Genomic DNA, 25427 nt, shown 5'->3' with positions numbered 1-25427 from the left:
AGGATTTCCATCGCGGGCCGGCTCAATCGGTCGTCTTGTTACTCAGACATTCAGTTCGTAGAACTCTATTATTTCCATCATCGCCCGCTGCGCTTCATCGTCGCCCTTTATCAAAATATCCTCGACATCCCTCAGTGGCGGAAGCGGGTGCAGACGTTCGGCAATTTGCGTCGCGCTGTAGTCCTGCGTCGCTGTTCCTTCGCTGACTCTTATGAAGCCAATAGCGCTTTCACCAGCGGCAAAATGACTGGAAACCCGGATTTTCGGCGCCATGCCGTAATCCACCACGATCACCAGATCATCGCGCTCACGATGAAACTTGAGGTTGTCGATCGTCAGCCTGCGCTCGGAAAAATCGATCCCGTCCAGGCCGCCTCCGTTGTTGATGATCACGTCTCTGCCGAGGCCATCGTATCGGTAGAGATCATTTCCAGCGCCGCCGGTCAGCGTGTCATTGCCCGGCCCACCCACCAGCAGGTCGTCACCGAGGCTGCCGGTGAGCACGTCATCCCCTTGCATGCCTCGGATCTCTCCCGCGCCGCTTATGGTGTCGTTGCCGCGACCGCCCACGAGTGGCAGCGCTCGTCCGTCTCGCAGGGAGGTTGAACGGCTGGGATTGTTGACGATGACACCCGTATGAAAAGTCTCGGGCGCAGGGCCGAGCTGACTCGATTCCAGGAGCTGCTTCAAACTTGCGACCGACCCATCGGCGAACTTGACGAGCTCAATACCGGCGCCCTCAAGTTCACCTTTGTGGGGCAAGACGATGCGGACTTTTTGCGTCCCGCCCCATTGGATATCGAGTGTCGGATGAAGCATTTTCGCTCTCGGCGGGTTGCGGTAAGCCGCGCGATCCGGGTTGGGCTCCAGCCCGACATGGGTGGTCTCTATCAGCGCAGCACCCCAGCTCAATTGCAGTGCATCGCGCTGCGCGCCTGCTGGAAGAACGACCGTGTCCTGATCGATCAATCCGTACTCGTCTTTCCACCCCGCTACGCCGACTTCTGCACGATGGAAAACAGGGTTGAGCACGTCCGCAATCGTGGTTGTCGCCCCGGCATGCGCTTGCACGATGTAAGTGTCGGCGCCGTCTTCGCCGTAGAGCCAGTCATCACCCGATCCGCTGAGCAGATAGTCGGCGCCCTCGGAGCCGAGCAAGGTATCGTCACCTGCCCCGGCGGATAAAAACGTGCCCGGTGTTCTGTCGCCGACAGTGCCGTAGTCAAGTGGGGAGCCTGCATAAGCGACGATCAGATCATCACCCGCGCCGCCGTGGAAAACGTTTTCCACTTCGACGTTGACTCGCCCGCCGGCATCGTCGCCATGGACGATTTTGCGTTTGATCGTTTCAGTTGTGACATCCCAGCGAAACGCCTTGGGCACTGTTGCGCCCGAACTGAAGCTTGCCGCCGGATAGACGTACCAGCCTTCAAGCGCGCCGGATTGCTTTCGGTCCTCAACCAATACGTCGCCCGTATTGAAGGAAAACCCGTTGGCCGAGCCGGATCGATAATAGCGAGGCGCCTGACTTGAGGAGGCGACTGCTCCCTCGGCTTTCACCGGTTTATGTTCGACACGGGTTGTGGTTGTCGACTGCCTTTCACTGACTACGGCTTGCCCTGCATCCGCCTTCATCCATGGCGGCGTTTCAGACAGTGTCCCCGCTTCGACGCTGCCATTGATCAGCTCGGTGTGAGTGGTGTAACCGGTGTCGCTGGTGGTGACATGACTGCGCACCCAGACGCCTTGCTCATTCAAGGTAAAACCTGTGGCGTGTTTGCGGGCGGAGCGTTTTGACTGGATTTGCGCGAGGAACTCATCGGTCCAGTTGACCGCTTGAACAGACGCCACCGGGCCTTGCGCCGCAGCGGTGACATCGTCTGGCTGAACCGGATCCTCAACTTTGCTTTCAGGGGTTGCCGAGGCGGTGACAGGTTCCGGTACGGGTGGCTCGGCCGTCTCTATCGGTGGCAATGTTTTGCGCAGGACATCTGCGTAATCAAGTACCACGCCGTCGTTGAAACTGAATGTGGAAGACTTCCACTTCTCGTGATTCTTGATGAGTATCGCGTCGCCCGTGCCATTGGCCAGTCGCAACACCGTACCGACGGAAACTTCGATAACGTCGGCCTTCAGACTTTGCGCGGAAAACCCTGCACCGAACCTGATGATGTTGCGGCCGCCGGCATCGGTGACGATATCCAGGCCGTCGTCAGCGCCGAAATAGTAGATGTCGGCGCCATCCATGCCATCCAGCACGTCAGCACCGGGACCGCCATCAAACACGTTGTCGCCAGAATCGCCGCGAAGGTAGTCCGTCCCTTCCCCGCCCAGCAGGGTGTCGTTGCCACCACCTCCGAACAGCGTGTCGTTACCTGAGCCACCGTGCAAATAATCGGCATTGTGCTCGGCCTCAGCGCTGTTTTCGTAATCGCCGGCAAGAATGTCGTCACCCGCACCGCCGTCCAGCGTGTCGGCACCGAAACCACCCTGTAACGTATCGTTTCCTTCGCCGCCCTGAACCACGTCATTGTTGCTTCCGCCCGGCTGCAGGTCAGACACATCGCCATCGAGAAAATCAGCCCCTGCGCCACCCGCCAGCGTATCCGCGCCGCCCATGCCGCGCAGGGTGTCATCCCCCGCGCCGCCATCGAGAAAGTCGTTGCCGTGATAGCGAACCGGATGCTCAGGGCTATCGCCGATCAGATCGTCATTACCTTCGCCGCCGAAGAGCAAATCATCGCCACCGCCGCCCCAGAGCGTGTCATCGCCGGAGCCACCGTCCAGCAGATCATCGCCAAAAAAATGCGCGGCATCGCCTTCGACGCCGTCCAGTACGCCGTCATCACCCTGCAAAATGTCGTTGCCAGGGCCGCCATACAGCGCGTCGCTGCCACCGTTACCGGCGAGCCGGTCATCACCGCTACCGCCGTCCAGCACATCGTTGCCATGGTGTTTGCTGGGTAGCCCACCGCCCCAATCGAGGTTGTCGCCGAGCATTACGTCGTTGCCGCTGCCACCGGTCAGGGTGTCGTCACCTTGATCGCCTTTGAGAAAATCGTCGTCAGCTCCGCCGTCAAGCAGGTCCTCACCCCAGCCGCCGTTGATAATGTCCTTGCCGCCCTGCCCATACAGCACGTCACTACCGCCCTCGGGCGCACTGTTTATCGAGGCCTTTGAATAGACCGCTCGGTGACTGGTTACACCGCGAGCTATGGGGACGTCAGCGCGTTTGACCGCCCAACCTTGTTCCAGTGCACCGGTGGTTTCGTCTCCGGATAACACATCGTCGCCAGCACCGCCGATCAAGGTATCCCGGTCATTACCACCGAGCAGAACATCTCGGGATGCCGTACCGATAAGCAAATCGTCACCTTGCCCGCCGTCGAGCCAGTCTCCGCGACTTGCCTTGCCCTTGGCGTCACCGTCGGCCATAGCTTTTTCGAGCGTCGTCTGCTTGTCGCCGAATAACCGATCGTCTCCAGCCTTACCGAACAATCGATCAGAACCACCCAGGCCGAGAATGACGTCGTCTGCGGCGGAACCGTACAGTACGTCGGCCTTGTTGCGCTGTTTGACCTTGGGCAGCAGCACCACGTTGCCCAGCTCATCAAAGGAGGGCTGATCGCCAGGGACGGTGGGATCAGCGTCTTTGGCTTTCCAGTCGCCCTGAAGCGTCAAATCCGCAGCAGTGAGCGGCTGCCCCTCGTATTCAGGGAGGCGGATGCCAAGCATCCCGGGCTGAAAGTTCTTGATGACCACCAGATCGCCCTGGCCATATTTGATGTTGAGGGTGTGTTCAACAAGCGTCAGGGTGATGGACCGATCCTCGGTAGACCAGATATTGCTCAGAGGCGCGCGGCGTTTGAGTTGGGGAATCGGCGCGCCGTTGATCCACAGTTGCCCATCGGCGTTGGCATCAAGAATCTCGTCGATGCCATCGCCGCTGGCGAATTCATAACGGTCGTTGCCTTCGCCCCCGATCAAAGAATCGTTACCCTTTCCTCCGTGCAGAACATCGTCACCGGCCATCCCGTACAACTCATCATTGCCGTCACCTCCGGTTAGCGAGTCGTTACCGCGACCGCCTTCAATGACATCGTGACCGGCCATCCCATGGATCGAGTCATTGCCCACGCCGCCATACAGATGATCGGCATTTGCGCCACCAGCGAAAGATCGCCCGCCGTCATCACCGAACAGGGCCAGCGGGTTCAGCACTCCGGTGGTCATCGGCGCCTGTTTGCTTGAGGCGAGATCGGAGTAGGAGAACTGCTGCAGCGAGTGTTCGCCAAACGAGCCCTGGGTTCGGGCAATCAAACGGGCGAGCATCTGCGCACGATCCGTCAGCCACTGCGCGGTGATAAAGCCTTCGCCAGTATGCGGATCGTAAAGCTCGAGGTTGCGATCGGGATAACCGTCGGCTCGTTCTATGACGACTTCACTGAGTTGCTGCAAAGAGTTGCGCAACGCCAGACCGAGCGGCGTCGCCTCGCCTGCCAGTTTCGCCCATGCATTGGCATTGCCGAACTCGCTTATTGTCCGGGTGACGATGCTTTGCGACTGCTCTGGGGAGAATGCCGAGAAGAAGGCGTAAGCGTTGCTGGCGAAGGTGTCGTTGGTGGTGGGTATGGCAGCAGAATCGCCGTCGTACGTGCGCTTGAACATGTCGAGAAATTCGTTCTGGCCGTAGCGCAATATCAGCTCGACCACGGCGGCAACAGGCGTGCCTTTGACTACATGCTGAATCAGCGGATTCACACTGCCACTGGCCAGCGCGATGTTGATTTGCTCGGGTACGACCGAGAGCAGACTTTGCAGTGGATTGATGCCGAAATTGCTGATCGCCGCTTGCAGGCCGACGCTATAGGCGTCGATGGCGAAGAGAATGTTTTTATAGTCGTCGAGCCGGTGGGGCTTTGCCTGAGTGGGTGGGCCGTCATCTTCCGCATTCGGGTCGCCAGCAGAGATCAGTCTCCACGTTTCATAGGGAGGTTTACCGCCCAACAGGCTGAACCCGACTGTTCCAGACCAACCGGAGTTACGTTTCACGGCGGTGTCGTCCTCCCCGCAAACCTCCTTGAATAGGGCCTCGCCAATCGCGCTGGCGTCGATTTCGGCGATCTGGCTGATTGACGGAACAGTCCAGGGTGCCAGTTGACCGGCAAGGGATCCGTTGATCAGGGTATTGATGAAGTTGACGGCAACCTGGTTGGATGAAAGCTGCATCAGGTCTTCACTGAAAATTGTATTCAGTCTCAGTTCACCCTGGCGTGAGGTGTAACCACGAATCAGGGCAGAGTAGGCACCGTTTCCACCGTTGGCATCAATGGCCACGGCAAGCCAGAGTCTGGCGCTTTTCAGCACCTCTCCAGCCTCTTTATCGGCAGCTGCAACGTCAGAAACTTTTTCACCAATAATGTCGAATAGCTTTTGGTACAGGGGGGCGCAGCTTGCCCCTGCTAATTTCAGTGCATCGTACTGAAGTTGTTTTGAGCGCAGCCTCATTCCTTTGCAAATATTTGCTGCGTTGAAAATCTCTGATTTTTCCATATCGCTGAATACATAACTCATTGTTACTTCCTTGTAATAACAGAGCGTGAAAGATAGTCACTGAGATATCTGAGCATCTCAGGTGCTTCGCGTAATGACGCTAATCCGAGACCTACGCTACCGTGCCCCCCGGCAAAGTCGAAGTTATCCAGATTGATATTGCAGAAGAAATTCAGTTTGCCGAAATCAAGATTTTCCAATTCAGTTCTGCTGAACCTTGCCAGTTTCTCGTCAGTCAGCCTTTCCTCCGAAGCCGGGCGAATCAAGCCGTCACAGTTGATCAACCGAGGGGTTCCATCTCGCCGCGGCCAGCCAGTAATGACAAACGTTCTAACCGAATCTTCATTCTTGAAATGCGGCGGAGGTGCATCGAGCCAAATCTCCAGCCCCGGATAATTCTTTAGTTTCACAATCAACTCATCCGGCCAGTTGACGTGTCGATAACCCCGCTCATGGGGCTCGGTAGTTTCCTTTCTGGTAAAAAGCCCGGCATTCAATTTATAGAGCCGCCAGCTTTCGGGGATCGGTTCCAGGCGCTGATTCTGGTGCCGGCGCAGCCCCGTCCCGGTCCACCAGAAAAGCCCCTTCAGAGCAATCGCCAGACACGCTTTCTTGTTCACCATCTCAGGCATGCCAACGTAAAACTCAGGGACTAGCGTCTTATCTATATAGGCGCCGCCTAATATCGGCACTTGCTGCATGCTCGCCAGCTTGTTTTGACAGGCCTTCTCGTCTGCCTGGTGAATAATCGCCGATTGGGCGGATTGTTCTTTGTGAATATAAAATTCTGCTACGCAATAACAGACATAAAAAAACAAACCATACTTCAACAGCCTTTTAAACCACTTGATCGCTTGCTTACGCGACTTCCTGGACATTCAAACCTCCCGCTCAAACTGCGGAACGGTTGGTATGTCGTTATGCCCGGATATCGCGCTTGCAAAAACCTCAAAGTATTGGCTCTCGCCCGATTCCACACTGAACCGACCTGCCGTCAACTTCGCGGCGCTGGCAAGACCCTCGTACTCACCTGCCGACTTCAAAACCTTGCTTACACTTCTGGCAATTCCTTGATGGTCGAAGAAATCCACCAACACGCCATTAGCCCCATCGACAATGACTTCCCTTACCGGAGCCGTATCCGACGCAACAACCACACAACCAGACGCCATCGCCTCCAGTAACGACCACGACAAGACAAACGGATACGTCAAATAAACATGGACTTTGGAGCATGTCAGAACCGCGCGGTAAGTCTGGTAAGGAAGTTTCCCTGTGAAATGCACTCTGGAGTGATCGAAACTGACCTCCGCCTCCATCCTGCTGCGCCAATCCGGGTACCCGACCGGCTTACTCCCATAACTGACACCATCACCGCCAACCACGATGATCTGCGCATCAGGACACTCGGCCTGAATAAGCGGGATCGCTCGCATGAAACTGTGAAAGCCGCGATAAGGCTCAAGGTTTCTGGCGACATAGGTAACGATCGGCTGTCCGGCTTTGAGCTCGATTCCATTGGGCAATCTGACTGCCCCGACTTTCGCCAGGTCAGAACTTTGAATCACACCTTCGTGAATGACCCGAATCGCCGACAGGTAAGCGGCCGGAAACAGGCTGCGCTGCCACTGGGTAGGCGCGATTGCGATATCACATTGTTGAAGATTCAACAGATGCAGCGAGTTGAGCACGCGCAGCCGTGACGACTCTCTTGCGGCTCGCCGGAATTCGGGGTCGAACCCGCAGTCGGCGCCCTGCGCTCGATAGTAATACTCGCAATAGTGAATCAGCGGCGTATCGGCATAGACATCCTTGGCAAACAGCGTTTCCCCCCATCCGGGATGAGCAAGGATGACGTCTGGCTGGTAACCCGAACGTTTCAGCCTGCCCAGGATTTCAAAAACCTTCTGCCCGTCGATCACCGCTTGCTCATAGCGGATCAGATAGGGGTGAATATTGCCGGGCGCTCGGCTGGTCGCTCGATATCGATGGATTTGCACACCGGCGACGCCCGGTGCCGTGTCCCGGCCGATCGCCACAACCTCATCACCGCGCTCCAGCGCTGCCAGTACCACATGACGGAACTGACCGGGAAAATTTTGATGAATAACCAGTAGCTTCATAGCGCTGAACGTCCATTTTTCGCCGCTATCGAGCTGAGGATTGCTCGCCTCGTTCGGCATCCACGAACGCTAACAAACACCACGAAATGAAACTGTAGGACGCTTCCGGGATTGTCCTAGGAGATGGCCAACGGAAGGACTTTTCGACGGGCAAAAAAAAGCGGCGCATCATGCGCCGCTTTTTTATTTACGGTCAGTTACCAGCGGTTACCACGGCCGTTGTAGTCACGGCGACCGCTGTGACGATCATAGTTGCCGCGACCCCGGTGGTCATTGTCCCAGCCGCCGCGACGGTGACCGTCCCAGCGTCCGCGATCGTTGCCGTGCCAGCGACGGCTTTCGTAGTAACGAGGGGCCGGTTGATAGTGCCGCGGCGCCTGGTAATAACGCGGTTGCTGGTAGTACCGCGGCGCTGGCTGGTAGTAGCGCGGCTGAGTGTAATAAGTGCCGCCGCTGCGGTAATAGGAGCCGCCACCGCTGTAATAGGCCGGTGCGGGTGATGTGTAGACCTCTGACCTGTAGTAGCTGTCTCCATAGGAATAAGGAACGCATCCGCCAAGGGAAAAAAGCATCACGGCAAGCAGTACGATTCGGCGATACATGGCGGCCTCCTGGACCGCGGGTTGGCCACACCAGCGACGCTGGCAGGCGACCGTCAGCAATTGCTGACTGTCGAAGAATCAGACAGCGATTTCAGAATCTGGTGCGTTCCTGCAACAAGTTGAAACAAGTGATTATGAAATCTTGTTTATCCGCAAAATCAGCGACCAGTGATGCGTAAACGCGCTGCATGACGGTGCAACCGCGCACCACCACGATGCGCTGTCGCTCGCCACGCTCACCTCGGCAATCCAGCAGATCCCCGCCGCAGAGGCCTCGGCGCGACTTGGCACGCCTCTCGCTTTAGCAAACCCGTGCAGGAGTCATCACAGGTTCGCGGCACCACAATTTGCAATGGCTGACTAGGGTTCCGGCTCGCAATCGCGAGTGGCTGGTCCGAGAGTTGGCGACCTCCAGTTGAGGTTACACGGCGGGACAAAAGCCCGGGAGACAAGCCACCGTTCGCGGTGCCGCGTTGCCTTCCTGTCCGCCCTCGATCAACTGGAGAATCCGCAATGATCCGACTACGTTTCCCCGCCCTGCTCGCCGCCGCCTTCGCCGCGCTTATCAGCACGCAATCTTCCGCCGCCCAGAAAGACCACTTCAGCGTGTGCTGGACGATCTACGCCGGCTGGATGCCATGGGAATACGCCGGCAGCCAGGGCATCGTCGACAAATGGGCGAAGAAATACGGGATCAAGATCGACGTCGTGCAGCTCAACGACTACGTCGAATCGATCAACCAGTACACCGCCGGCCAGTTCGACGGCTGCACCATGACCAACATGGATGCGCTGACCATTCCCGCTGCCGGTGGCGTCGACAGCACCGCGCTGATCGTCAGCGATTTCTCCAACGGCAACGACGGCATCGTGCTCAAAGGCGAAGGTAAAAAAGTCGCTGATCTGAAAGGCATGGACGTCAATCTGGTCGAGCTGTCGGTCTCCCATTACCTGCTGGCTCGCGCGCTGGACTCGGTGGACCTGACCGAGAAAGACCTGAAGGTGGTCAACACCTCCGACGCCGACATTGCCGCCGCATTCAACACCGACGACGTCAACGCCGTGACCACCTGGAACCCGATGCTCTCGGATATCAAAGCCAAACCCGGCGTCACCGAAGTGTTCAATTCCAGCCAGATTCCCGGCGAGATCATGGACATGATGGTGGTCAACAGCGCCACCCTCAAAGACAACCCGGCGCTGGGCAAAGCGCTGACCGGCGCGTGGTTCGAAGTGGTCGCTTTGATGAACGCGAAAACCGCCGCGAGCAAAGCTGCGCTGGAACACATGGCCAAGGCCTCTGGCACCGATCTGGCAGGCTTCCAGGCGCAACTGGACACCACAAAACTGTTCGCCACGCCGAGCGAAGCGCTGAATTTCGCCACCAGCAAACAACTGCCGGACACCATGCGCAAGGTCGCTGAGTTCTCCTTCGAGCACGGCCTGCTCGGCGAAGGCGCGAAAGACCCGAGCGCGGTGGGCATGTCCTTCGCCAACGGCGTGACCAGCGGCGACACCGCCAACCTCAAGCTGCGTTTCGATCCGACCTACGTGCAGATGGCCGCCGACGCCAAGCTGTAAGCCACGGAGGATTTGGCCATGCGCCTGATCAATCGCCACCCCGATCGCCCGAGTCGCCTGTTGCTGGTGATCCTGCCGTTCGCGCTGGTGCTGTTCGCCTACTTCACAGGCTCGGCCGAGCGCCTGGCGGACAACCCCAACGACAAACTGCTGCCCAGCGCCGTGCAGATGAGCGACGCGGTAAAACGCCTGGCCTTCAACGCCGACAGCCGCACCGGTGAATATCTGTTGTGGCAAGACACCGCGTCGAGTCTGCGCCGTTTGGCCATCGGCCTCGGCATCGCGGCGCTGGCGGGTCTTTGCCTCGGTATCGCGGCGGGCACCCTGCCGCTGTTCGGCGCGCCGTTGTCGCCGTTGCTGACGGTGCTGTCGATGGTGCCACCGCTGGCGATCCTGCCGATTCTGTTCATCGTCTTCGGCCTGGGCGAGTTATCGAAAGTCATGCTGATCGTGATTGGCATCACCCCGGCGCTGGCCCGGGATCTGGAACAGCGTGCCCGTGACATTCCGGTCGAACTGCTGATCAAGGCGCAGACCCTCGGCGCCTCGACCTGGACGCTGATGCTGCGCGTGGTCTTGCCGCAGTTGTTGCCGCGCTTGCTGATCTCGCTGCGCTTGATGCTCGGTTCGGCGTGGCTGTTCCTGATTGCCGCCGAAGCGATCGCCTCCACCGATGGCCTCGGCTACCGGATCTTTCTGGTGCGGCGCTACCTGGCGATGGATGTGATCCTGCCCTACGTGGTGTGGATCACCCTGCTCGCCTGGCTGATGGACTGGGGCTTGAAACAGCTGACCCAGCGCGCTTTCCCTTGGTACGAGGGTGCGGCGAAATGAGCTTCATCACAGTAAAGAACGTCTGGCAGCAGTACGCCGATCAAGTGGTTCTGGAAGGCTTGAACCTGAACGTCAACGAAGGCGAGTTCTGCACCTTGGTCGGCGCCTCCGGTTGCGGCAAATCGACCTTCCTGCGCCTGTTGCTCGGCCAGGAAACCGCCAGTCGCGGGGAGATTCTGCTCGACGGCCAGCCCTTGGCCAGCGAGCCGGATGCCAGCCGTGGCGTGGTCTTTCAACGCTACTCGGTGTTCCCGCATCTGAGCGTGCTCGACAACGTCGCCCTCGGTCTCGAATTGCCGCGCGCGCCCTTGCTTGGCCGGCTGTTCGGCAACGCCAAACGCGAGGCGCGCGAACAGGCGGCAGCACTGCTGAGCAAAGTCGGCCTCGGCCATGCGCTGGACAAGTACCCGGCACAGCTGTCCGGCGGCATGCAGCAACGCTTGGCCATCGCTCAGGCGCTGATCATGAAGCCGCGCGTGTTGCTGCTCGACGAGCCGTTCGGCGCACTCGATCCGGGCATTCGCAAAGACATGCACGCGCTGCTGCTGGAGCTGTGGCGCGAGACGCAACTGACGGTGTTCATGGTCACCCACGACCTGTCGGAAGGCTTCAGCCTGGGCACGCGCCTGCTGGTGTTCGACAAGGTGCGCCTCGACCCGCACGCCCCCGGCGCCTATGGCGCCCGCATCACCTACGACATCCCGTTGAACAGCGACCGCCGCGCCCAGCGCGCCGCCGTCGAGGCCCTGCCGCTGCCGCTGGCGGGCACCCTTCGCACTGCTTGAGAGGACTGCTGCAATGACTGATTCAATCCAACTATTCCCACCCTTCGCTGAAGAACTGCTGCCGGGCGGCGGCCACCGTTCCTTCGTACTGAAGCGCGGCCAATTGCTGCGCCTGACCGACCTGCGCGGTGGCGCTAACGTCAGCCTGACCTTGCTCAATGCCAATGAAAAAACCGAGCGATTGAACCTGCCCGACAGCCTCAAATGCCAACACACCGCCAAGCTCACCGCCGGCCACTGCCTGTACTCGGACATGGGCCGCGTACTCGCCGCGATCACCGCCGACACCTGCGGCTGGAGCGACAGCCTCGGCGGTGTGCTGTGCGCACAGGAAGTCGCCGAAAAGTACGGTCAGGGCCGCTACCAGGAACTGCGCAACGGCTTCTTTCGCAATGGCACCGACAACCTGCTGGTGGAGCTCGGCAAGTGGGGCCTGGGCCTGTCCGACCTGCTGATGACCCTGAATCTGTTCAGCCGCGTGAACGTCGATGAGGCCGGGCGTTTCCACTTCGTCGAAGGCAACTCGAAGGCCGGTGACTACATCGAGTTGTACGCGCCGATGGACACCCTGATGGTGCTCACCGCCCTGCAACATCCGATGGACCCGTCCCCCGAATACGCTCCGAAACCCTTGAAGCTGAGCTGGATGAACGCCGACGCCAGCGTCGCCGAACACTGCCGCACTTCGCGCCCGGAAAACGAGCGCGGCTTCATCAACACCGACCGTTTGTTCGCCTGAGGATCGCCGCCATGTCACTCGCAATCGCCACTTCGCACAAGCAAGCCGACAGCGCGATCTACCGCGCGACCATTCCCGCCGGCGAGCCCTGGCTGATGGAAGTCAAGGCCGGGCAGACCCTGCGCATCCTCGATCTGGAAGGCAATCAGGCCGTCGACACTTTGTTCTACAGCCTCGCCAACCCCAAGGAACGCTACGACGTGCAACGCACCTTGCACCGACAGAATAGCGTCTACCTGAGCACCGGCAGCGTGCTGTATTCCAACCTCGGCCAGCCGATGCTGACCATCGTTGCCGACACCTGCGGGCGCCACGACACCCTCGGCGGCGCCTGCGCGCAAGAGAGCAACACCGTGCGCTACGCCCTGGAAAAACGCTACATGCACAGCTGCCGCGACAACTACCTGCGCGCCTGCGCCCACGACGGCCGATTGAGCAAGAGCGACATCGGGCCGAACATCAATTTCTTCATGAACGTGCCAGTGACGGCGGATGGCGGGCTGACCTTCGAGGACGGTATTTCCGCGCCGGGCAAGTACGTTGATTTGCGCGCGGAGATGGACGTCATCGTGCTGATTTCCAACTGCCCGCAGTTGAACAACCCGTGCAATGCCTACAACCCGACCCCGGCGGAGTTGCTGGTATGGAATTGACCATCAGCCGTTTACGCCGTTGGCTTTTTGCCCTGTGCCAGGCGCGTTCCGGGCAGTGCCTGAAACCTTCAAGGCACTGATAGTCCTGTGGGAGCTGGCTTGCAGCGATTGCGATGTTTCAGTCACCAACAATGTTGGATGTGCCGACCTCATCGCTGGCAAGCCAGCTCCCACAGGGGGTTTGTGGTGGGTTTGAGTGAAGTGTGTTTTTTCCATCCGGGACGGCCCGGATGTCTGTCGAAAAACAGCGGGACGGCCCGCTCCCCCTTCAGGGGTTATGCCATGTTCGAAAAAATCCTGATCGCCAACCGAGGCGCGATTGCCTGTCGCATCCTGCGCACGATCAATGTGCTCAAGGCCAAAGGCATCGCGGTGTACTCCGAAGCCGACGCGGCCAGCCTGCATATTTCCCAGGCCGCTGAAGCGCACAGCCTCGGCGAAGGCGCGGCGTCCGCGACCTATCTGGCCGTCGACAAAATCCTCACGATCGCCAAACAAAGCGGCGCCACCGCCATTCATCCCGGCTACGGATTTCTTTCCGAGAACGCAGCGTTCGCCGAAGCCTGCGAAGCGCAGGGCATCGCCTTCATCGGCCCGACGCCGGAGCAATTGCGGGTGTTCGGCCTCAAGCACACTGCTCGCGCGTTGGCCAAACAGCACGGCGTACCCATGCTCGAAGGCACCGACCTGCTCGACAGCCTCGATTGCGCGCTGAGTGCCGCCGAACAGGTCGGCTACCCGGTGATGCTGAAAAGCACCGCTGGCGGCGGTGGCATCGGCATGCGCGTGTGCCGCAGCGCCAGTGAATTGAGCGAATCATTCGAAGCGGTGAAACGCCTCGGTCAGAACAACTTCAGCGACGCCGGGGTGTTCATCGAGAAGTACATCGAACGCGCGCGGCATCTGGAAGTGCAGGTGTTCGGCGACGGCTGCGGTGAAGTCGTCGCTCTCGGCGTGCGCGACTGTTCGGTGCAGCGGCGCAACCAGAAAGTCCTCGAAGAAACCCCGGCGCCGAACCTGCCCGAAGGCATGGCCGATGAGCTGTGCGCAGCGGCGATCAAACTGGCGCAAGCGGTGAATTACCGCAGCGCCGGCACCGTCGAATTCGTCTTCGACAGCGAAGCCCAGCGCTTCTATTTTCTCGAAGTGAACACGCGCTTGCAGGTCGAGCACGGCGTTACCGAACAGGTGTGGGACGTGGATCTGGTGCGCTGGATGATCGAGCTGGCCGCTGGTGATCTGCCGCCGCTGAACGAGTTGTATCAAGGCCTGGAACCGCAGGGCCATGCGATTCAGGCACGTCTGTACGCGGAAGATCCGGGGCGTGATTTCCAGCCGAGCCCGGGCCTGCTGACCGCTGTGCAATTTCCGCCCGCCAACGGCGTTGAGTTGCGCATCGACACCTGGGTCGAGGCCGGCGTGGAAATCCCGCCGTATTTCGATCCGATGATTGCCAAGCTCATCGCGTGGGCGCCGAGTCGCGAACAGGCTCGCGCCGAACTCCATCAGGCATTGGGCGATAGCCTGTTGTACGGCGTGGAAACCAACCGCGACTATCTGCGGCAGATTCTGCTCGATGCTCCATTCGCCAGCGGTCAGCCGTGGACCCGTTGTCTGGAAAATCTGCTGTATCACGCCAACACCTTCGAAGTGCTCAGCGCCGGCACGCAGACCAGCGTGCAGGACTATCCCGGACGCCTCGGCTATTGGGCCGTCGGCGTGCCACCCTCGGGGCCGATGGACAGCCGAGCGCTGCGCCTGGGCAATCGTCTGCTCGGCAATGAACAAGGCGCCGCCGCACTGGAAATCACCATGAGCGGGCCGATCCTGCGCTTCAATTGTGACGCGGTGGTCGCGGTGACCGGCGCGCCGATTGCCTTGACCCTTGACGCTGAACCGGTGCCAATGAACACCGCGTTGCTGATCCCGGCCGGCGCGACGTTGCAGCTGGGCAGCATCAGCGGCGCCGGCGCGCGCAGTTATCTGTGCCTGCGCGGCGGCGTGCAGGTGCCGGATTATCTGGGCAGCAAAAGTACCTTCACCCTCGGCCAGTTTGGCGGGCATGGCGGTCGCGCGTTGAGGGCCGGTGATGTCTTGCATGTGCCGGCATTGACCGACCACAGCGCCGACCAACAACTGGCCGAACAGCACATCACCGCGCTGCCGAGCGTGCGCCAGATCCGGGTGATCTACGGCCCGCACGGCGCGCCGGAATACTTCAGCGAAAACTACATCGCCACATTCTTCGCGACCCAGTGGGAAGTGCATTTCAACTCCAGCCGCACCGGCGTGCGCCTGATCGGGCCGAAGCCTGAGTGGGTGCGTGAGGATGGCGGTGAAGCAGGTCTGCACCCGTCGAACATCCATGACAATCCGTATGCGATTGGTGCGGTGGATTTCACCGGGGACATGCCGGTGATCCTCGGCCCGGATGGCCCGAGCCTGGGTGGGTTTGTCTGCCCGGTGACGGTGATCGAGGCGGACCTGTGGCAGCTGGGGCAGCTCAAGGCGGGCGATAAAATTCAGTTCATTCCCGTCGACCTCAAGACCGCCCGCGATCTCGCCCTGAAATGGGATGCCCCCTGTGGGAGCGAGCCTGCTCGCGAAAGCGTCGGCAAAGACAAATCGATATTGACTGACACGGCCTCTTCGCGAGCAGGCTCGCTCCCACAGGGTTTGATGTCGCCTGTGGTGTTGGAGTTGGGTCAAGGCGATCAGCGACTGGTTGCACGGGTTTCTGGCGACACTCATTTACTGCTGGAAATCGGCGCGCCGGAGCTCGATCTGGTCCTGCGCTTCCGCGCCCACGCGCTGATGCAGGCGCTGGAAAGCCAAGCCCTGCATGGCGTGATCGACCTCACCCCGGGCATTCGCTCGCTGCAAGTGCACTACCAGCCGGAGCAACTGCCGCTGGCCGATCTGCTCGGCATCATCGCCGGCGAATGGGACGCGGTGTGCGCCGCCAAGGACTTGCAAGTGCCGTCGCGCATCGTGCACTTGCCGCTGTCGTGGGACGACCCGGCCTGCCAGTTGGCGATCGACAAATACATGACCACCGTGCGCAAGGACGCGCCGTGGTGCCCGAGCAATCTGGAGTTCATCCGGCGCATCAACGACCTGCCGAACCTCGACGAAGTGCAGCGTACGGTGTTCGATGCGAGCTATCTGGTGATGGGCCTTGGCGACGTTTACCTCGGCGCGCCGGTGGCCACGCCGCTCGACCCGCGTCATCGTCTGGTGACCACCAAGTACAACCCTGCACGCACCTGGACCGCCGAAAATTCGGTCGGCATCGGCGGGGCCTACATGTGCGTGTACGGCATGGAAGGCCCGGGCGGTTATCAGTTTGTCGGGCGCACTCTGCAGATGTGGAATCGCTATCGCGAAGTCGCCGCGTTCGACGGCAAACCGTGGCTGCTGCGCTTCTTCGATCAGATCCGCTTCTACCCGGTCAGCGCCGAAGAACTGCTGCGTATCCGCCGTGATTTCCCGCTGGGGCGCTTTGATCTGAACATCGAACACAGCCAGCTCAACCTCGCCGACTATCAGGCATTTCTCAGCCAGGAAGCCGAGGGCATCAGCGCCTTCCGTGCGCAGCAACAGGGCGCGTTCAAGGCTGAACGCGAGCGCTGGATCGCCAGCGGCCAGGCGCATTTCGACAGCGAAGAAGCCGTGCCTGACGCCAGCGAAGAAGCACCGCTGCAAAACAGTGAACACAGCGTCGACAGCCACATCGCCGGCAATCTCTGGCAGGTGCAGGTCGAGGCTGGTCAGCGTGTCGCGGCGGGCGACGTGCTGGTGATTCTCGAGTCGATGAAGATGGAAATCCCTGTGCTCGCGCCGCTGGCCGGTGTGGTGCGAGAGATCCGCGTGCAACCCGGTTCGGCGGTGCGCGCCGGACAACGGGTGGTGGTGCTGGAACTCGACTGAAGCCATTTTTTATAAGGATCAACCGATGAATCTGCAACTCGATGCACTGCGCCAGGCCTATCGCAATGGCGATACCACACCGCGCCAACTGCTGCTGCAACTGCGCGAAAAAGCCGCTGCGCTGAACCCCGACTATCACTTGTTCATCCACCTGCTCAGCGTCGATGAACTGGAGCCGTATCTGGCCGCCCTCGACGGTCGTGACCTCGACAGTCTGCCGCTGTACGGCGTGCCATTCGCGATCAAGGACAACATCGATCTGGCCGGCATTCCGACCACCGCCGCGTGCCCGGCGTTCGCCTATGTGCCGCAGCAGTCGGCGACCATCGTCGAGCAGCTGTTGGCGCTGGGGGCGATTCCGCTGGGCAAGACCAATCTTGATCAGTTTGCCACCGGCCTCAATGGCAGCCGCTCGCCCTACGGCGCGTGCCCGAACAGTGTGCTGGCGGAATATCCGTCCGGCGGTTCCAGCGCGGGTTCATCCCTGGCGGTAGCGCTGGGTGTGGCGAGTTTCGCCTTGGGCACTGACACCGCCGGTTCCGGGCGAGTGCCGGCGGCGCTGAATAATCTGGTGGGATTGAAGGCCAGCAAGGGCCTGATTTCCACCGCTGGCGTGCTGCCGGCGTGCCGCACGCTGGACTGCGTGACCACCTTCACCGCCACTGCTCGCGAGGCCAGTCAGTTGCTGGCGCTGACGGCCAAACACGATCCTCGCGATGAATACAGCCGAGGCAACCCGGCCTGGAACGACGGCTCGGCGTTCGGCGCGCCACGACCGTTTCGCTTTGGTGTGCCACGGGCGCAGGACCTTGAATTTTTCGGCTGCAACGAGGGGCCGCAACTGTTCGCAGCGGCCATCGAACGGCTCAAGGCTCTGGGTGGCGAAGCGGTCGAACTGGACCTGTCGCCATTTCTCGAAGCAGCGCGTCTGCTCTACGACGGACCGTGGGTCGCCGAGCGTTACAGCGTCGCCGGTGAGCTGATGGAGCAGACCCCCGAAGCGGTGCTGCCGGTGATCCGTGCGGTGCTGGCCAAGGCTCCGGCAGTGACCGGCGTGCAGACCTTCCGCGCGCAATATCGATTGCAGGCGCTGAAGGTCCTCTGCGACGAGGCCCTGGAAAATCTCGACTGCGTACTGACGCCGACCATCGGCCGTCCAGTGACCCTGGCCGAGCTTGCGGCCGAGCCGGTGCTGCGCAATTCCGAACTGGGCTATTACACCAACTTCATGAACCTGCTCGACTACGCCGCCGTCGCCGTGCCGACCGCGTTCATGAGCAATGGTTTGCCGTGGGGCGTGACGTTGTTCGGGCGGGCATTTACCGATCAGTATCTGTTGGGCGTGGCCGATGCCTTGCAGCGCCAGCAGGACAGCGCCCTGTCAGCTCCGGCGAACCCTGCGCGCAATGACCGCGCTCGATTGGTGGTATGCGGCGCGCACCTGCAAGGGCTGGCGCTGAACTGGCAACTGACCCAGCGTGGCGGGCGCTTGCTGGAAACCACGTTCAGTTCGCCGGACTATCGACTGCACGCCCTCGCCGGCGGCCCGCCATTGCGCCCGGGCATGGTGCGGGTCAAGGACGGCGGCGTGGCGATTGCCGTGGAGGTTTGGGAGTTGCCGAGCAGCGAATTGGGCTCGTTTCTCACCGGGATTCCGGCGCCGCTGGGGTTGGGCAAGGTGCAACTGGCGGATGGGCGCTGGGAGAGCGGGTTTATCTGTGAGCCGTATGGGTTGGAGGGTGCGGTGGATATCAGTCATTTGGGGGGATGGCGGGCGTATCTGGCATCCCGGGGCTGATCCGAAAGCTCGCCCTCACCCTGGCCCTCTCCCCCAGGAGAGGGCCAGGGTGAGGTGACTGTCCATCGGTTGCCATTGGCTGATACCGAGTCGATCACAGATTTTCCATCACCCACAATCCAGCTCCCCTCCCCCGGGAGAGGGCTGGGGTGAGGGGCTGCGATTTCCCTGACACACCGCTACGTCATATCCCCCGCCATTTCAGGCACAAATCCCGCAGTGTTTTCCCGACCATCCCACTAGAATGCATCCCATCGGGCCACTGCCAACGGATCTGCCATGCCGCTTCGTTCTCCCTTGTACTCGCAACGTTCACTGGTGCTCACCCTGGTCGCCCTGCTCGGCGCCGGGTTTCTCGCCACCTCACTGTTGAGCTACTTCGCGTCCCGCGAGTCGATCCGCGACAACATCGTCAACACTGAACTGCCACTGACCTCCGACACGGTCTATTCGGAAATCCAGAAAGACCTGGTCCGGCCGATCCTGATTTCCTCAATGATGTCTCGTGACACGTTCATGCGCGACTGGGTGGTCAACGGCGAGCAGAATCCCGAGCAGATGACCCGCTATCTCGACGAGGTCATGACCCATTACGGCGCCTACACGGCGTTCTTCGTTTCCAATGCCACGCTCACCTACTACCACGCCAAAGGCGTGCTCAAGCAGGTCAAAGTCAACGAGCCGCGCGACACCTGGTACTTCCGCGTGCGCGACATGCAGGACCCGTACGAGATCAACGTCGACCCGGATCTGGCCAACAAGGACAACCTGACGTTCTTCATCAACTACAAGGTCTACGACTACCACAACCGCTTCATCGGCGCCGCGGGCGTGGGCCTCACCGTGGACGCGGTGATCAAGCTGATCGACAAGTATCAACAGCGCTATCAACGCAGCGTGTACTTCGTCGATACCTTCGGCCGCCTCGTATTGACCGGTGCCGAGGGTGGCCCGGAAGGCGCGCACATCGGCCAGAGTCTTGGCGAACTGGAGAGCATGAAAAGTCTGGTCAGCCAGTTGCCCAAGCCGCACAGCGGCAGCTACGAATATTCCACTCAGGGCCAGGGGCACTTTCTCAACGTGCGGTTTATCCCCGAGTTGAACTGGTACCTGTTCGTCGATAAACGCGAGGACGGCGCGCTGAGCGAGATCCGCCAGTCGCTGTACCTCAATCTGCTGATCTGCCTGCTGGTGACGTTGATCGTGCTGGCCTTGCTCAATCGAGTGATCAAGCGCTTCCAGGCGAAGATTCAGGCGCACGCCACCCTCGACAGTCTCACCGAACTGCCGAACCGACGCGGCTTCGACATCCTCGCCGCGCAAGCGCTGCACGAGGCCCAACGGGAAACCAAGCCGCTGACCGCGTTGTTGCTCGACCTCGACCACTTCAAAGCCTTGAACGACACCTACGGCCACATGGCCGGCGATCAGGTGTTGATCGGTTTCGCCCGCGACCTGCAAAGTTGCCTGCGTCACGCCGACATCGTCTGCCGCTGGGGCGGTGAAGAGTTCATCGTTCTGTTGAAAGACACCGACGGCGAGACCGGGCAGAAAATTGCCGAGAAGATCCGCCAGCACGTCGAACAACACGAATATGCCTACGATGGCCACAGCCTGCATCTGACCGTGAGCATCGGCGCCACCACCGTGCAACGCGATGACACCTTGCACACTCTGCTGTCGCGGGCCGATCATGCGATGTACCGCGCCAAGCAAACCGGGCGCAACCGCACCTGCATGGAAATGCCGCACTCGACCTATGCCTGATAACGACGTCAAACCCGACCACTGCCCGGCCTGCGGTGCGCGCAACGATTGCAGCCTCGCCGACCCGCGCACCGCCGACCGCGAATGCTGGTGCTATGGCGTGACCATCGACCCGGCGGTGCTCGAAGCGCTGCCGGCCGCGCTGCGCAATCAAGCCTGCCTGTGCCCGCGCTGCGCACAGGTCGAAGCGCAACTGCAAGCAGGCCGGCGGCCGATCCCGTAAGATGCGCGGCCCTTCGTCCGTTGAATTCTGACCATGCGCGTCGACCGCTTCCTCAGCAATCTGCCCCGCTACAACCGTCAGCAGGTGCGCCTGTTGCTGGTGGAAAAGCGCGTGCGGATTGACGGAAAAGTCGTCAGCGACCCGCACAGTGAGGTGCTGGAATTCAGCCGGGTCGAAGTCGACGATGAGGTGCTGCAGAGCGGCAAACCGGCGCGCTATTTCATGCTGCACAAACCCCCGGGCTGCGTCAGTGCCACCCGCGATCCGCAGCATGCGACCGTGCTCGACCTGCTCGATGAACCGCACAAGGACGATCTGCACATCGCCGGACGTCTGGATTTCAATACCACCGGGCTGCTGCTGATCACCAATGACGGCGCCTGGTCGCGACGCCTGACGCAGCCGCAAACCAAACTGGCGAAGGTCTATTACGTCGAAACCGAACAGCACATCGACCCGAGCTACGCGCTGAAATTTGCCGAGGGCATCTACTTCGCTTTCGAAGATCTGACCACGCAACCGGCGCAGCTTGAGCTGCTCGGCCCACGCTCGGCGCGACTGAGCATCGTTGAAGGCCGCTACCATCAGGTCAAGCGCATGTTTGGCTTCTTCAACAACAAAGTCCTGCGCCTGCACCGCGAATCCATCGGCGAACTGACCCTCGATCACGCGCTAAAACCGGGCGAGTACCGCGCTTTGCGCACCGAAGAGATTCATTTGTTCTAAGCCGGCGACCGCTCAGCCGAAGTTGTCGAACAATTCGCCGACGGCACTTGCGTGATCCTGAGTCCCCTGCTTGAATCAGGACGTCGGCCGAAATGTGACCGATGAGTCACCACATACTTCCAAGAAACTTTTTGTCGGTCGTTTGCCCTCAAGGGCTGCGCCTCAGCCGGCAATCTGCCCGCCAATAACAACACCCGTCGACCTGCCGTACCGGATCGACATGGGCCAGCAAATTTCAGGCGTATGCCTACCTGTCACAAAGCTCGTGCAATCTCGATTGCGCGCATACCCGCTTGCTTGCCAGGAGTCTTATGACATGAGGCCAGAAATCGCTGTGCTGGATATACAGGGTCAGTATCGGGTTTACACGGAGTTCTATCGCGCAGACGCCGCAGAAAAGACCATCATTCTGGTCAACGGCTCGATGGCCACGACTGCGTCGTTTGCACAGACCGTGAAAAACCTGCACCCGCAATTCAACGTGGTCTGTTATGACCAGCCCTACGCGGGCCGCTCAAAAGCCCACAACCGGCATGAGAAACATCTGACGAAGGAAGTCGAAGGGCAGATTCTGCTGGAGCTGATCGATCACTTCGCCGCCGAACACGTGCTGTCGTTCTCCTGGGGCGGCGCCGCCACTCTGGTCGCCCTCGCCCAGCAACCGCGGCGCATCGAAAAAGCCGTGATCAGCTCGTTCTCCCCGGTGATCAATGCGCACATGCTCGATTACCTTGAGCGCGGCGTCGATTACCTCGGCAGCCGAGACGGCGATCGGGTCGGTCATCTGGTCAACAACACGATTGGCAAACACCTGCCGTCGCTGTTCAAGCGCTTCAACTATCGCCATGTCAGCAGCCTCGCCGAGCATGAGTACGGGCAGATGCACTTTCACATCAACGACGTACTGCACAGCGATCGCCAGTGCTATCTGAATGCGGCGAAAAAGATCAGCGTGCCGGTACTGTTCCTGAATGGCGAATGGGACGAATACACCGCTGCTGAAGACGCACGCCTGTTTGGCAATCACGTAGCGCACAGCAGCTTCACCACCCTGCAAGCCACCGGGCACTTCCTCGACATGGAGCACAAGGCCGCCTGCCGCGACAGCCAGAACGCTCTGCTGGGCTTTCTGAAACCTGCGCCGCAAGCCAGCCGAACGCGCTACTCGTTTGTGCAGGATCACCATGCCCTGGCCATTTGAAACAGCGTCATCGCGGGCAAGGCTGCAAGCTTGAAGTGCCTGTTGCACCGGCGCAGCCCTTGCTCGCGATCGACCGATTTCTGCGTGGCAAAGCCCTCGCAGAGAAAAGAAAACTTCAAATCCGTGGCCGAGTCTGGTACAAAGTCAGCCGCTCTGAGCGGGTATAGTTTAGTGGTAGAACGAAAGCTTCCCAAGCTTTAGATGAGGGTTCGATTCCCTCTACCCGCTCCACCGAATATTGATCTCGCGTTGTGTTGTCCGACGAGGGATGCAGGAATAGAAAAGACCGGCCTTGATGGCCGGTTTTTTTGTGCGTGGGATTTGAGATCTGGTTACCAGCGCAGACCAATTCAGAAACAAACCGTAGATTGTAGATCCGCCAATTCCGCATACGCTTCGCTCATTCCAACAATATCAAGCAGAGCCATCGCCGGGGCGCACACCGGAGTCTCCACCAGCGAAAACGCAGCTGTCACGGCACCTTCTCCGACACGCCAATCCTGCGAATTGATCCCGACGAACTCAGGAACGAGTTCGAAGCCTATCAAGGTGGTAATGCCTGGCTATTCCAAGGCGCAGTCTCGATTCTCGTCGGCAAGTTGATAGACCTTGCGTTGGACCGAAAGCAATCCTTTCTGTTGGATGGAACACTGTCCAATATCGAGATCGCAAGGAACAATGTGCAACGTTGCCTTAATAAAGGGAGATTCGTTCAAATTCTCTACGTTTATCAGGATCCAAGACTTGCTTGGTCTTTCGTTCGGAATCGAGAGGAAGCCGAAGGACGGAGAATCCGGCCAGAGCATTTCGTCGACCAGTACTTCGCAGCCCGTGACGTGGTGAACACGCTTAAGATAGGCAAAGACCTGCATGTCGATCTCCTTGTGAAGCATATTGATAATTCCGGGCGTCTCTACAAGGCTGGAATTGACAAGATCGACTACCATATCCCCGAGAAGCATACGAGACCTGATTTGATGGCTACGCTTGGGATCACAGACGGAGCAATCACATGAAATTCGGATCCGAAAAGGAATCCACCAGTCCGTTCGCAGACTTCATCCGAAATGCTAAATTGGAGGAGAAAAAGCGTGTTTACAGCGAAGTGCTGACCGAAGCTACCAAAAAGCAGATTGAAGTGATGCTGGCGGCACGTGAGAAGCAAGCGTGACGGTGCTGAGAGAGTAAAGTAGAGCCTGGCACGCGCCGGGCTTTTTATTGGGCAGTTGTCACGGCGTGTTGGAATTGCCTTGCTGGTCGCTTTTTAGCGGCTGGGATTTGAAATGTCAGCGTCAACATCTATCAGAACGAACAATGCTGCCCACCCGTCTGCAGCTTGCTTCCTCGAAATCCAGATGCAGCCTCGCCAGTACATTGAAGATCGGCTCCCCGGCTTTGTGCGGGACATTCAATCGAGTTAATACTTTCTTCCAGTTGGCGAGCGCAGCGAGAGTCTGCTCGATATATTCCTCGGCCTTGAGGAACCGACCGGATTGCTTTCAAGGGATGCGCCGACCTGAGATAACGTGGCGAACTCCAGAAAGTTAGAGGCGTGATTCAGCGAGTCGCAACAATAAACAAACGTGGAAACGGCAACAGCACCGAGCCGTCAGCCAAGGCCGGATAAGCCTTGGCAACCTCCGCCAGATACCGCTGCAGATACTGCGCCCGCTCCTCCTCGGTCAATGGGCTCAGGAATGGAATCAACCCGCTACCCTTGAACCACTCCACCACCCCCGCCGCCCCGTCCCGAAGTTGGTGGTGATAGGTGGTGCGCCACACATCGACCCGCGCGCAATGCGGGCGCAGCATCGAAAAATACTCACTGGCACTGGCCATGTCGGTACGCTGCCCGGCAGCGTCTGCGAGCTTGCTCGCCCACGGCCCGTTGGCGGCGACTTCACGCATCAAGCGGTGGGACGGTTCGTTGAGGTTGTCCGGCATCTGGATCGCCAGGCTGCCACCATCTGAAAGCTTGCTCGCCAAGGCTGGCAGCAACGAAGCGTGATCAGGCACCCATTGCAACACTGCATTGGCGAAGATCACATCGAACGGGCCTTCATCGGCCCACTTGTCGATCTCGGCCACCTCGAACTGCACATCGGGCAAGCGCTTGCGCGCGGCGGCGATCATGTCCGCCGAACTGTCCAGGCCACTGACCCTGGCCTCGGGAAAACGCTGCACCAGCAACTCGGAGGAATTGCCCGGCCCGCAACCGATATCCACCACCGCCCGGGCGTGCGCCGTGGGTATCGCCGCCAACAGATCACGGGCCGGACGGGTGCGTTCATCTTCGAAAGCGACGTACTGCTTGGCAGACCAACTCATTGCGTTCTCCTGTTGGGGTTTTCTGTCGACTGTCGACACGATACCGCGATCTGCGCCGTACGCCTTCCCTACCAAAGTCCTGCACCGAAACTTGTAAACAGAATTTTCAGCGCAACGCCGATGTCTGAATTTCAAGCTCCCAAAACAAGGACTCCCATCATGAAATTCGCAAAAATTGCCCAAAAACTTGCCCTGTGGGCCGGTAGCCCGAAGACGTTCATGGGGGCGTTGATCCTGATCGGGTTGTGGGGGTTGAGCGGGCCGATTTTTGGTTACAACGACACTTGGCAACTGATCATCAATACATCGACGACGATCATCACGTTCCTGATGGTGTTCCTGATTCAGAACACGCAGAACCGCGATACCGACATTCTGCACTTGAAACTCGATGAGCTGCTGCGGGTGAACAAGGAAGCGCAGAACGCGATGCTCGGGCTGGAGGCGCTGGATCTGAAACAGCTTGAAGCGCTGCGCCGGCATTACCGCGCGCTGGGTGAGAATCAGGTGTTTGATCTTGAGGGGCTTGGCGACAAGAGCAAGCCAAAGCAGGATTTGAATGAGTGCTGAGCAAGTAAACACAC

General features: G+C 59.7%; 18 protein-coding genes, 1 tRNA gene, 1 pseudogene and 1 riboswitch. Of the genes and pseudogenes, 15 read left to right on the top strand and 5 right to left on the bottom strand.

The features are described 5' to 3' along the window. Positions 1 to 42: 42 nt before the first annotated feature. The 4 genes from OK411_RS07610 to OK411_RS07595 all read right to left on the bottom strand — a co-directional run bounded on the left by OK411_RS07610 (position 43) and on the right by OK411_RS07595 (position 8278). Positions 43 to 5574 (bottom strand): calcium-binding protein, encoded by a 5532-nt coding sequence (locus OK411_RS07610; protein WP_264364665.1) that lies wholly within the window; start codon positions 5572 to 5574, stop codon positions 43 to 45. 2 nt (positions 5575 to 5576) lie between these two features. After that, complete coding sequence (locus tag OK411_RS07605; RefSeq protein WP_264364664.1) at positions 5577 to 6431, bottom strand: hypothetical protein; 855 nt, start codon at positions 6429 to 6431, stop codon at positions 5577 to 5579. Further along, positions 6432 to 7676, bottom strand: coding sequence for a glycosyltransferase family 4 protein (locus OK411_RS07600; protein WP_264364663.1), 1245 nt, complete (start codon positions 7674 to 7676; stop codon positions 6432 to 6434). 197 nt (positions 7677 to 7873) lie between these two features. Beyond that, a complete protein-coding gene (locus OK411_RS07595) occupies positions 7874 to 8278 on the bottom strand; it encodes a hypothetical protein (protein WP_039760873.1) in 405 nt (134 codons plus the stop codon). 349 nt (positions 8279 to 8627) lie between these two features. Next, positions 8628 to 8728: riboswitch (guanidine-I (ykkC/yxkD leader) on the top strand. 63 nt (positions 8729 to 8791) lie between these two features. Between OK411_RS07595 and OK411_RS07590 the strand changes: the two genes are divergently transcribed. The 14 genes and pseudogenes from OK411_RS07590 (at position 8792) to OK411_RS07525 (ending at position 23686) form a co-directional block, all read left to right on the top strand. Then, on the top strand, positions 8792 to 9859 hold the full coding sequence (locus tag OK411_RS07590) for a putative urea ABC transporter substrate-binding protein (RefSeq protein ID WP_130900088.1): 1068 nt from the start codon (positions 8792 to 8794) through the stop codon (positions 9857 to 9859). An 18-nt stretch (positions 9860 to 9877) separates the two neighbouring features. Then, positions 9878 to 10693 (top strand): ABC transporter permease, encoded by an 816-nt coding sequence (locus tag OK411_RS07585; protein ID WP_024011982.1) that lies wholly within the window; start codon positions 9878 to 9880, stop codon positions 10691 to 10693. Beyond that, positions 10690 to 11478, top strand: a complete 789-nt coding sequence (locus OK411_RS07580) for an ABC transporter ATP-binding protein (protein ID WP_038860550.1) — start codon at positions 10690 to 10692, stop codon at positions 11476 to 11478. Before OK411_RS07585 ends, OK411_RS07580 begins: the two co-directional genes overlap by 4 nt. Positions 11479 to 11491: 13 nt before the next feature. Next, complete coding sequence (locus OK411_RS07575; RefSeq protein WP_110644979.1) at positions 11492 to 12217, top strand: urea amidolyase associated protein UAAP1; 726 nt, start codon at positions 11492 to 11494, stop codon at positions 12215 to 12217. Between the two features lie 11 nt (positions 12218 to 12228). Continuing rightward, positions 12229 to 12870, top strand: a complete 642-nt coding sequence (locus OK411_RS07570) for an urea amidolyase associated protein UAAP2 (protein ID WP_264364662.1) — start codon at positions 12229 to 12231, stop codon at positions 12868 to 12870. A 282-nt stretch (positions 12871 to 13152) separates the two neighbouring features. Further along, on the top strand, positions 13153 to 16800 hold the full coding sequence (gene uca, locus OK411_RS07565) for an urea carboxylase (RefSeq protein WP_264364661.1): 3648 nt from the start codon (positions 13153 to 13155) through the stop codon (positions 16798 to 16800). Positions 16801 to 16825: 25 nt separating this feature from the next. Next, a complete protein-coding gene (atzF, locus tag OK411_RS07560) occupies positions 16826 to 18598 on the top strand; it encodes an allophanate hydrolase (protein ID WP_264364660.1) in 1773 nt (590 codons plus the stop codon). A 279-nt stretch (positions 18599 to 18877) separates the two neighbouring features. Next, complete coding sequence (locus OK411_RS07555; protein ID WP_264364659.1) at positions 18878 to 20365, top strand: sensor domain-containing diguanylate cyclase; 1488 nt, start codon at positions 18878 to 18880, stop codon at positions 20363 to 20365. Further along, a complete protein-coding gene (locus OK411_RS07550) occupies positions 20358 to 20588 on the top strand; it encodes a cysteine-rich CWC family protein (protein WP_024011976.1) in 231 nt (76 codons plus the stop codon). Before OK411_RS07555 ends, OK411_RS07550 begins: the two co-directional genes overlap by 8 nt. A 33-nt stretch (positions 20589 to 20621) precedes the next feature. After that, positions 20622 to 21314: a pseudouridine synthase gene (locus tag OK411_RS07545; protein ID WP_264364658.1), complete on the top strand. Its 693-nt coding sequence runs from the start codon at positions 20622 to 20624 to the stop codon at positions 21312 to 21314. A gap of 316 nt (positions 21315 to 21630) precedes the next feature. After that, on the top strand, positions 21631 to 22515 hold the full coding sequence (locus OK411_RS07540) for an alpha/beta fold hydrolase (protein WP_016771295.1): 885 nt from the start codon (positions 21631 to 21633) through the stop codon (positions 22513 to 22515). A gap of 157 nt (positions 22516 to 22672) precedes the next feature. After that, positions 22673 to 22746, top strand: a tRNA-Gly gene (locus OK411_RS07535). 251 nt (positions 22747 to 22997) lie between these two features. Further along, positions 22998 to 23531 (top strand): annotated as a pseudogene (locus tag OK411_RS07530) (zeta toxin family protein); the annotation flags it as partial. Then, positions 23528 to 23686: a hypothetical protein gene (locus OK411_RS07525; protein WP_264364657.1), complete on the top strand. Its 159-nt coding sequence runs from the start codon at positions 23528 to 23530 to the stop codon at positions 23684 to 23686. The pseudogene OK411_RS07530 and the gene OK411_RS07525, both read left to right, overlap by 4 nt. 386 nt (positions 23687 to 24072) lie before the next feature. Here the strand turns inward: OK411_RS07525 and tam are convergent, their stop codons facing one another. Then, a complete protein-coding gene (gene tam / locus OK411_RS07520) occupies positions 24073 to 24843 on the bottom strand; it encodes a trans-aconitate 2-methyltransferase (protein ID WP_264364656.1) in 771 nt (256 codons plus the stop codon). Positions 24844 to 25002: 159 nt separating this feature from the next. On the opposite strand from tam, the gene OK411_RS07515 reads away from it, so the two are divergent. Then, positions 25003 to 25413 carry a low affinity iron permease family protein gene (locus OK411_RS07515; RefSeq protein WP_016771301.1) on the top strand — a complete coding sequence of 137 codons (411 nt, stop codon included), beginning with the start codon at positions 25003 to 25005 and terminating at the stop codon, positions 25411 to 25413. Positions 25414 to 25427: the final 14 nt, after the last annotated feature.

Source organism: Pseudomonas sp. RG1 (assembly GCF_025910115.1).
Classification (GTDB): Bacteria; Pseudomonadota; Gammaproteobacteria; order Pseudomonadales; family Pseudomonadaceae; genus Aquipseudomonas; species Aquipseudomonas atacamensis.
The sequence above is the reverse complement of the archived record's forward strand: the minus strand, read 5'-3'. Positions and strand labels throughout refer to the sequence as shown.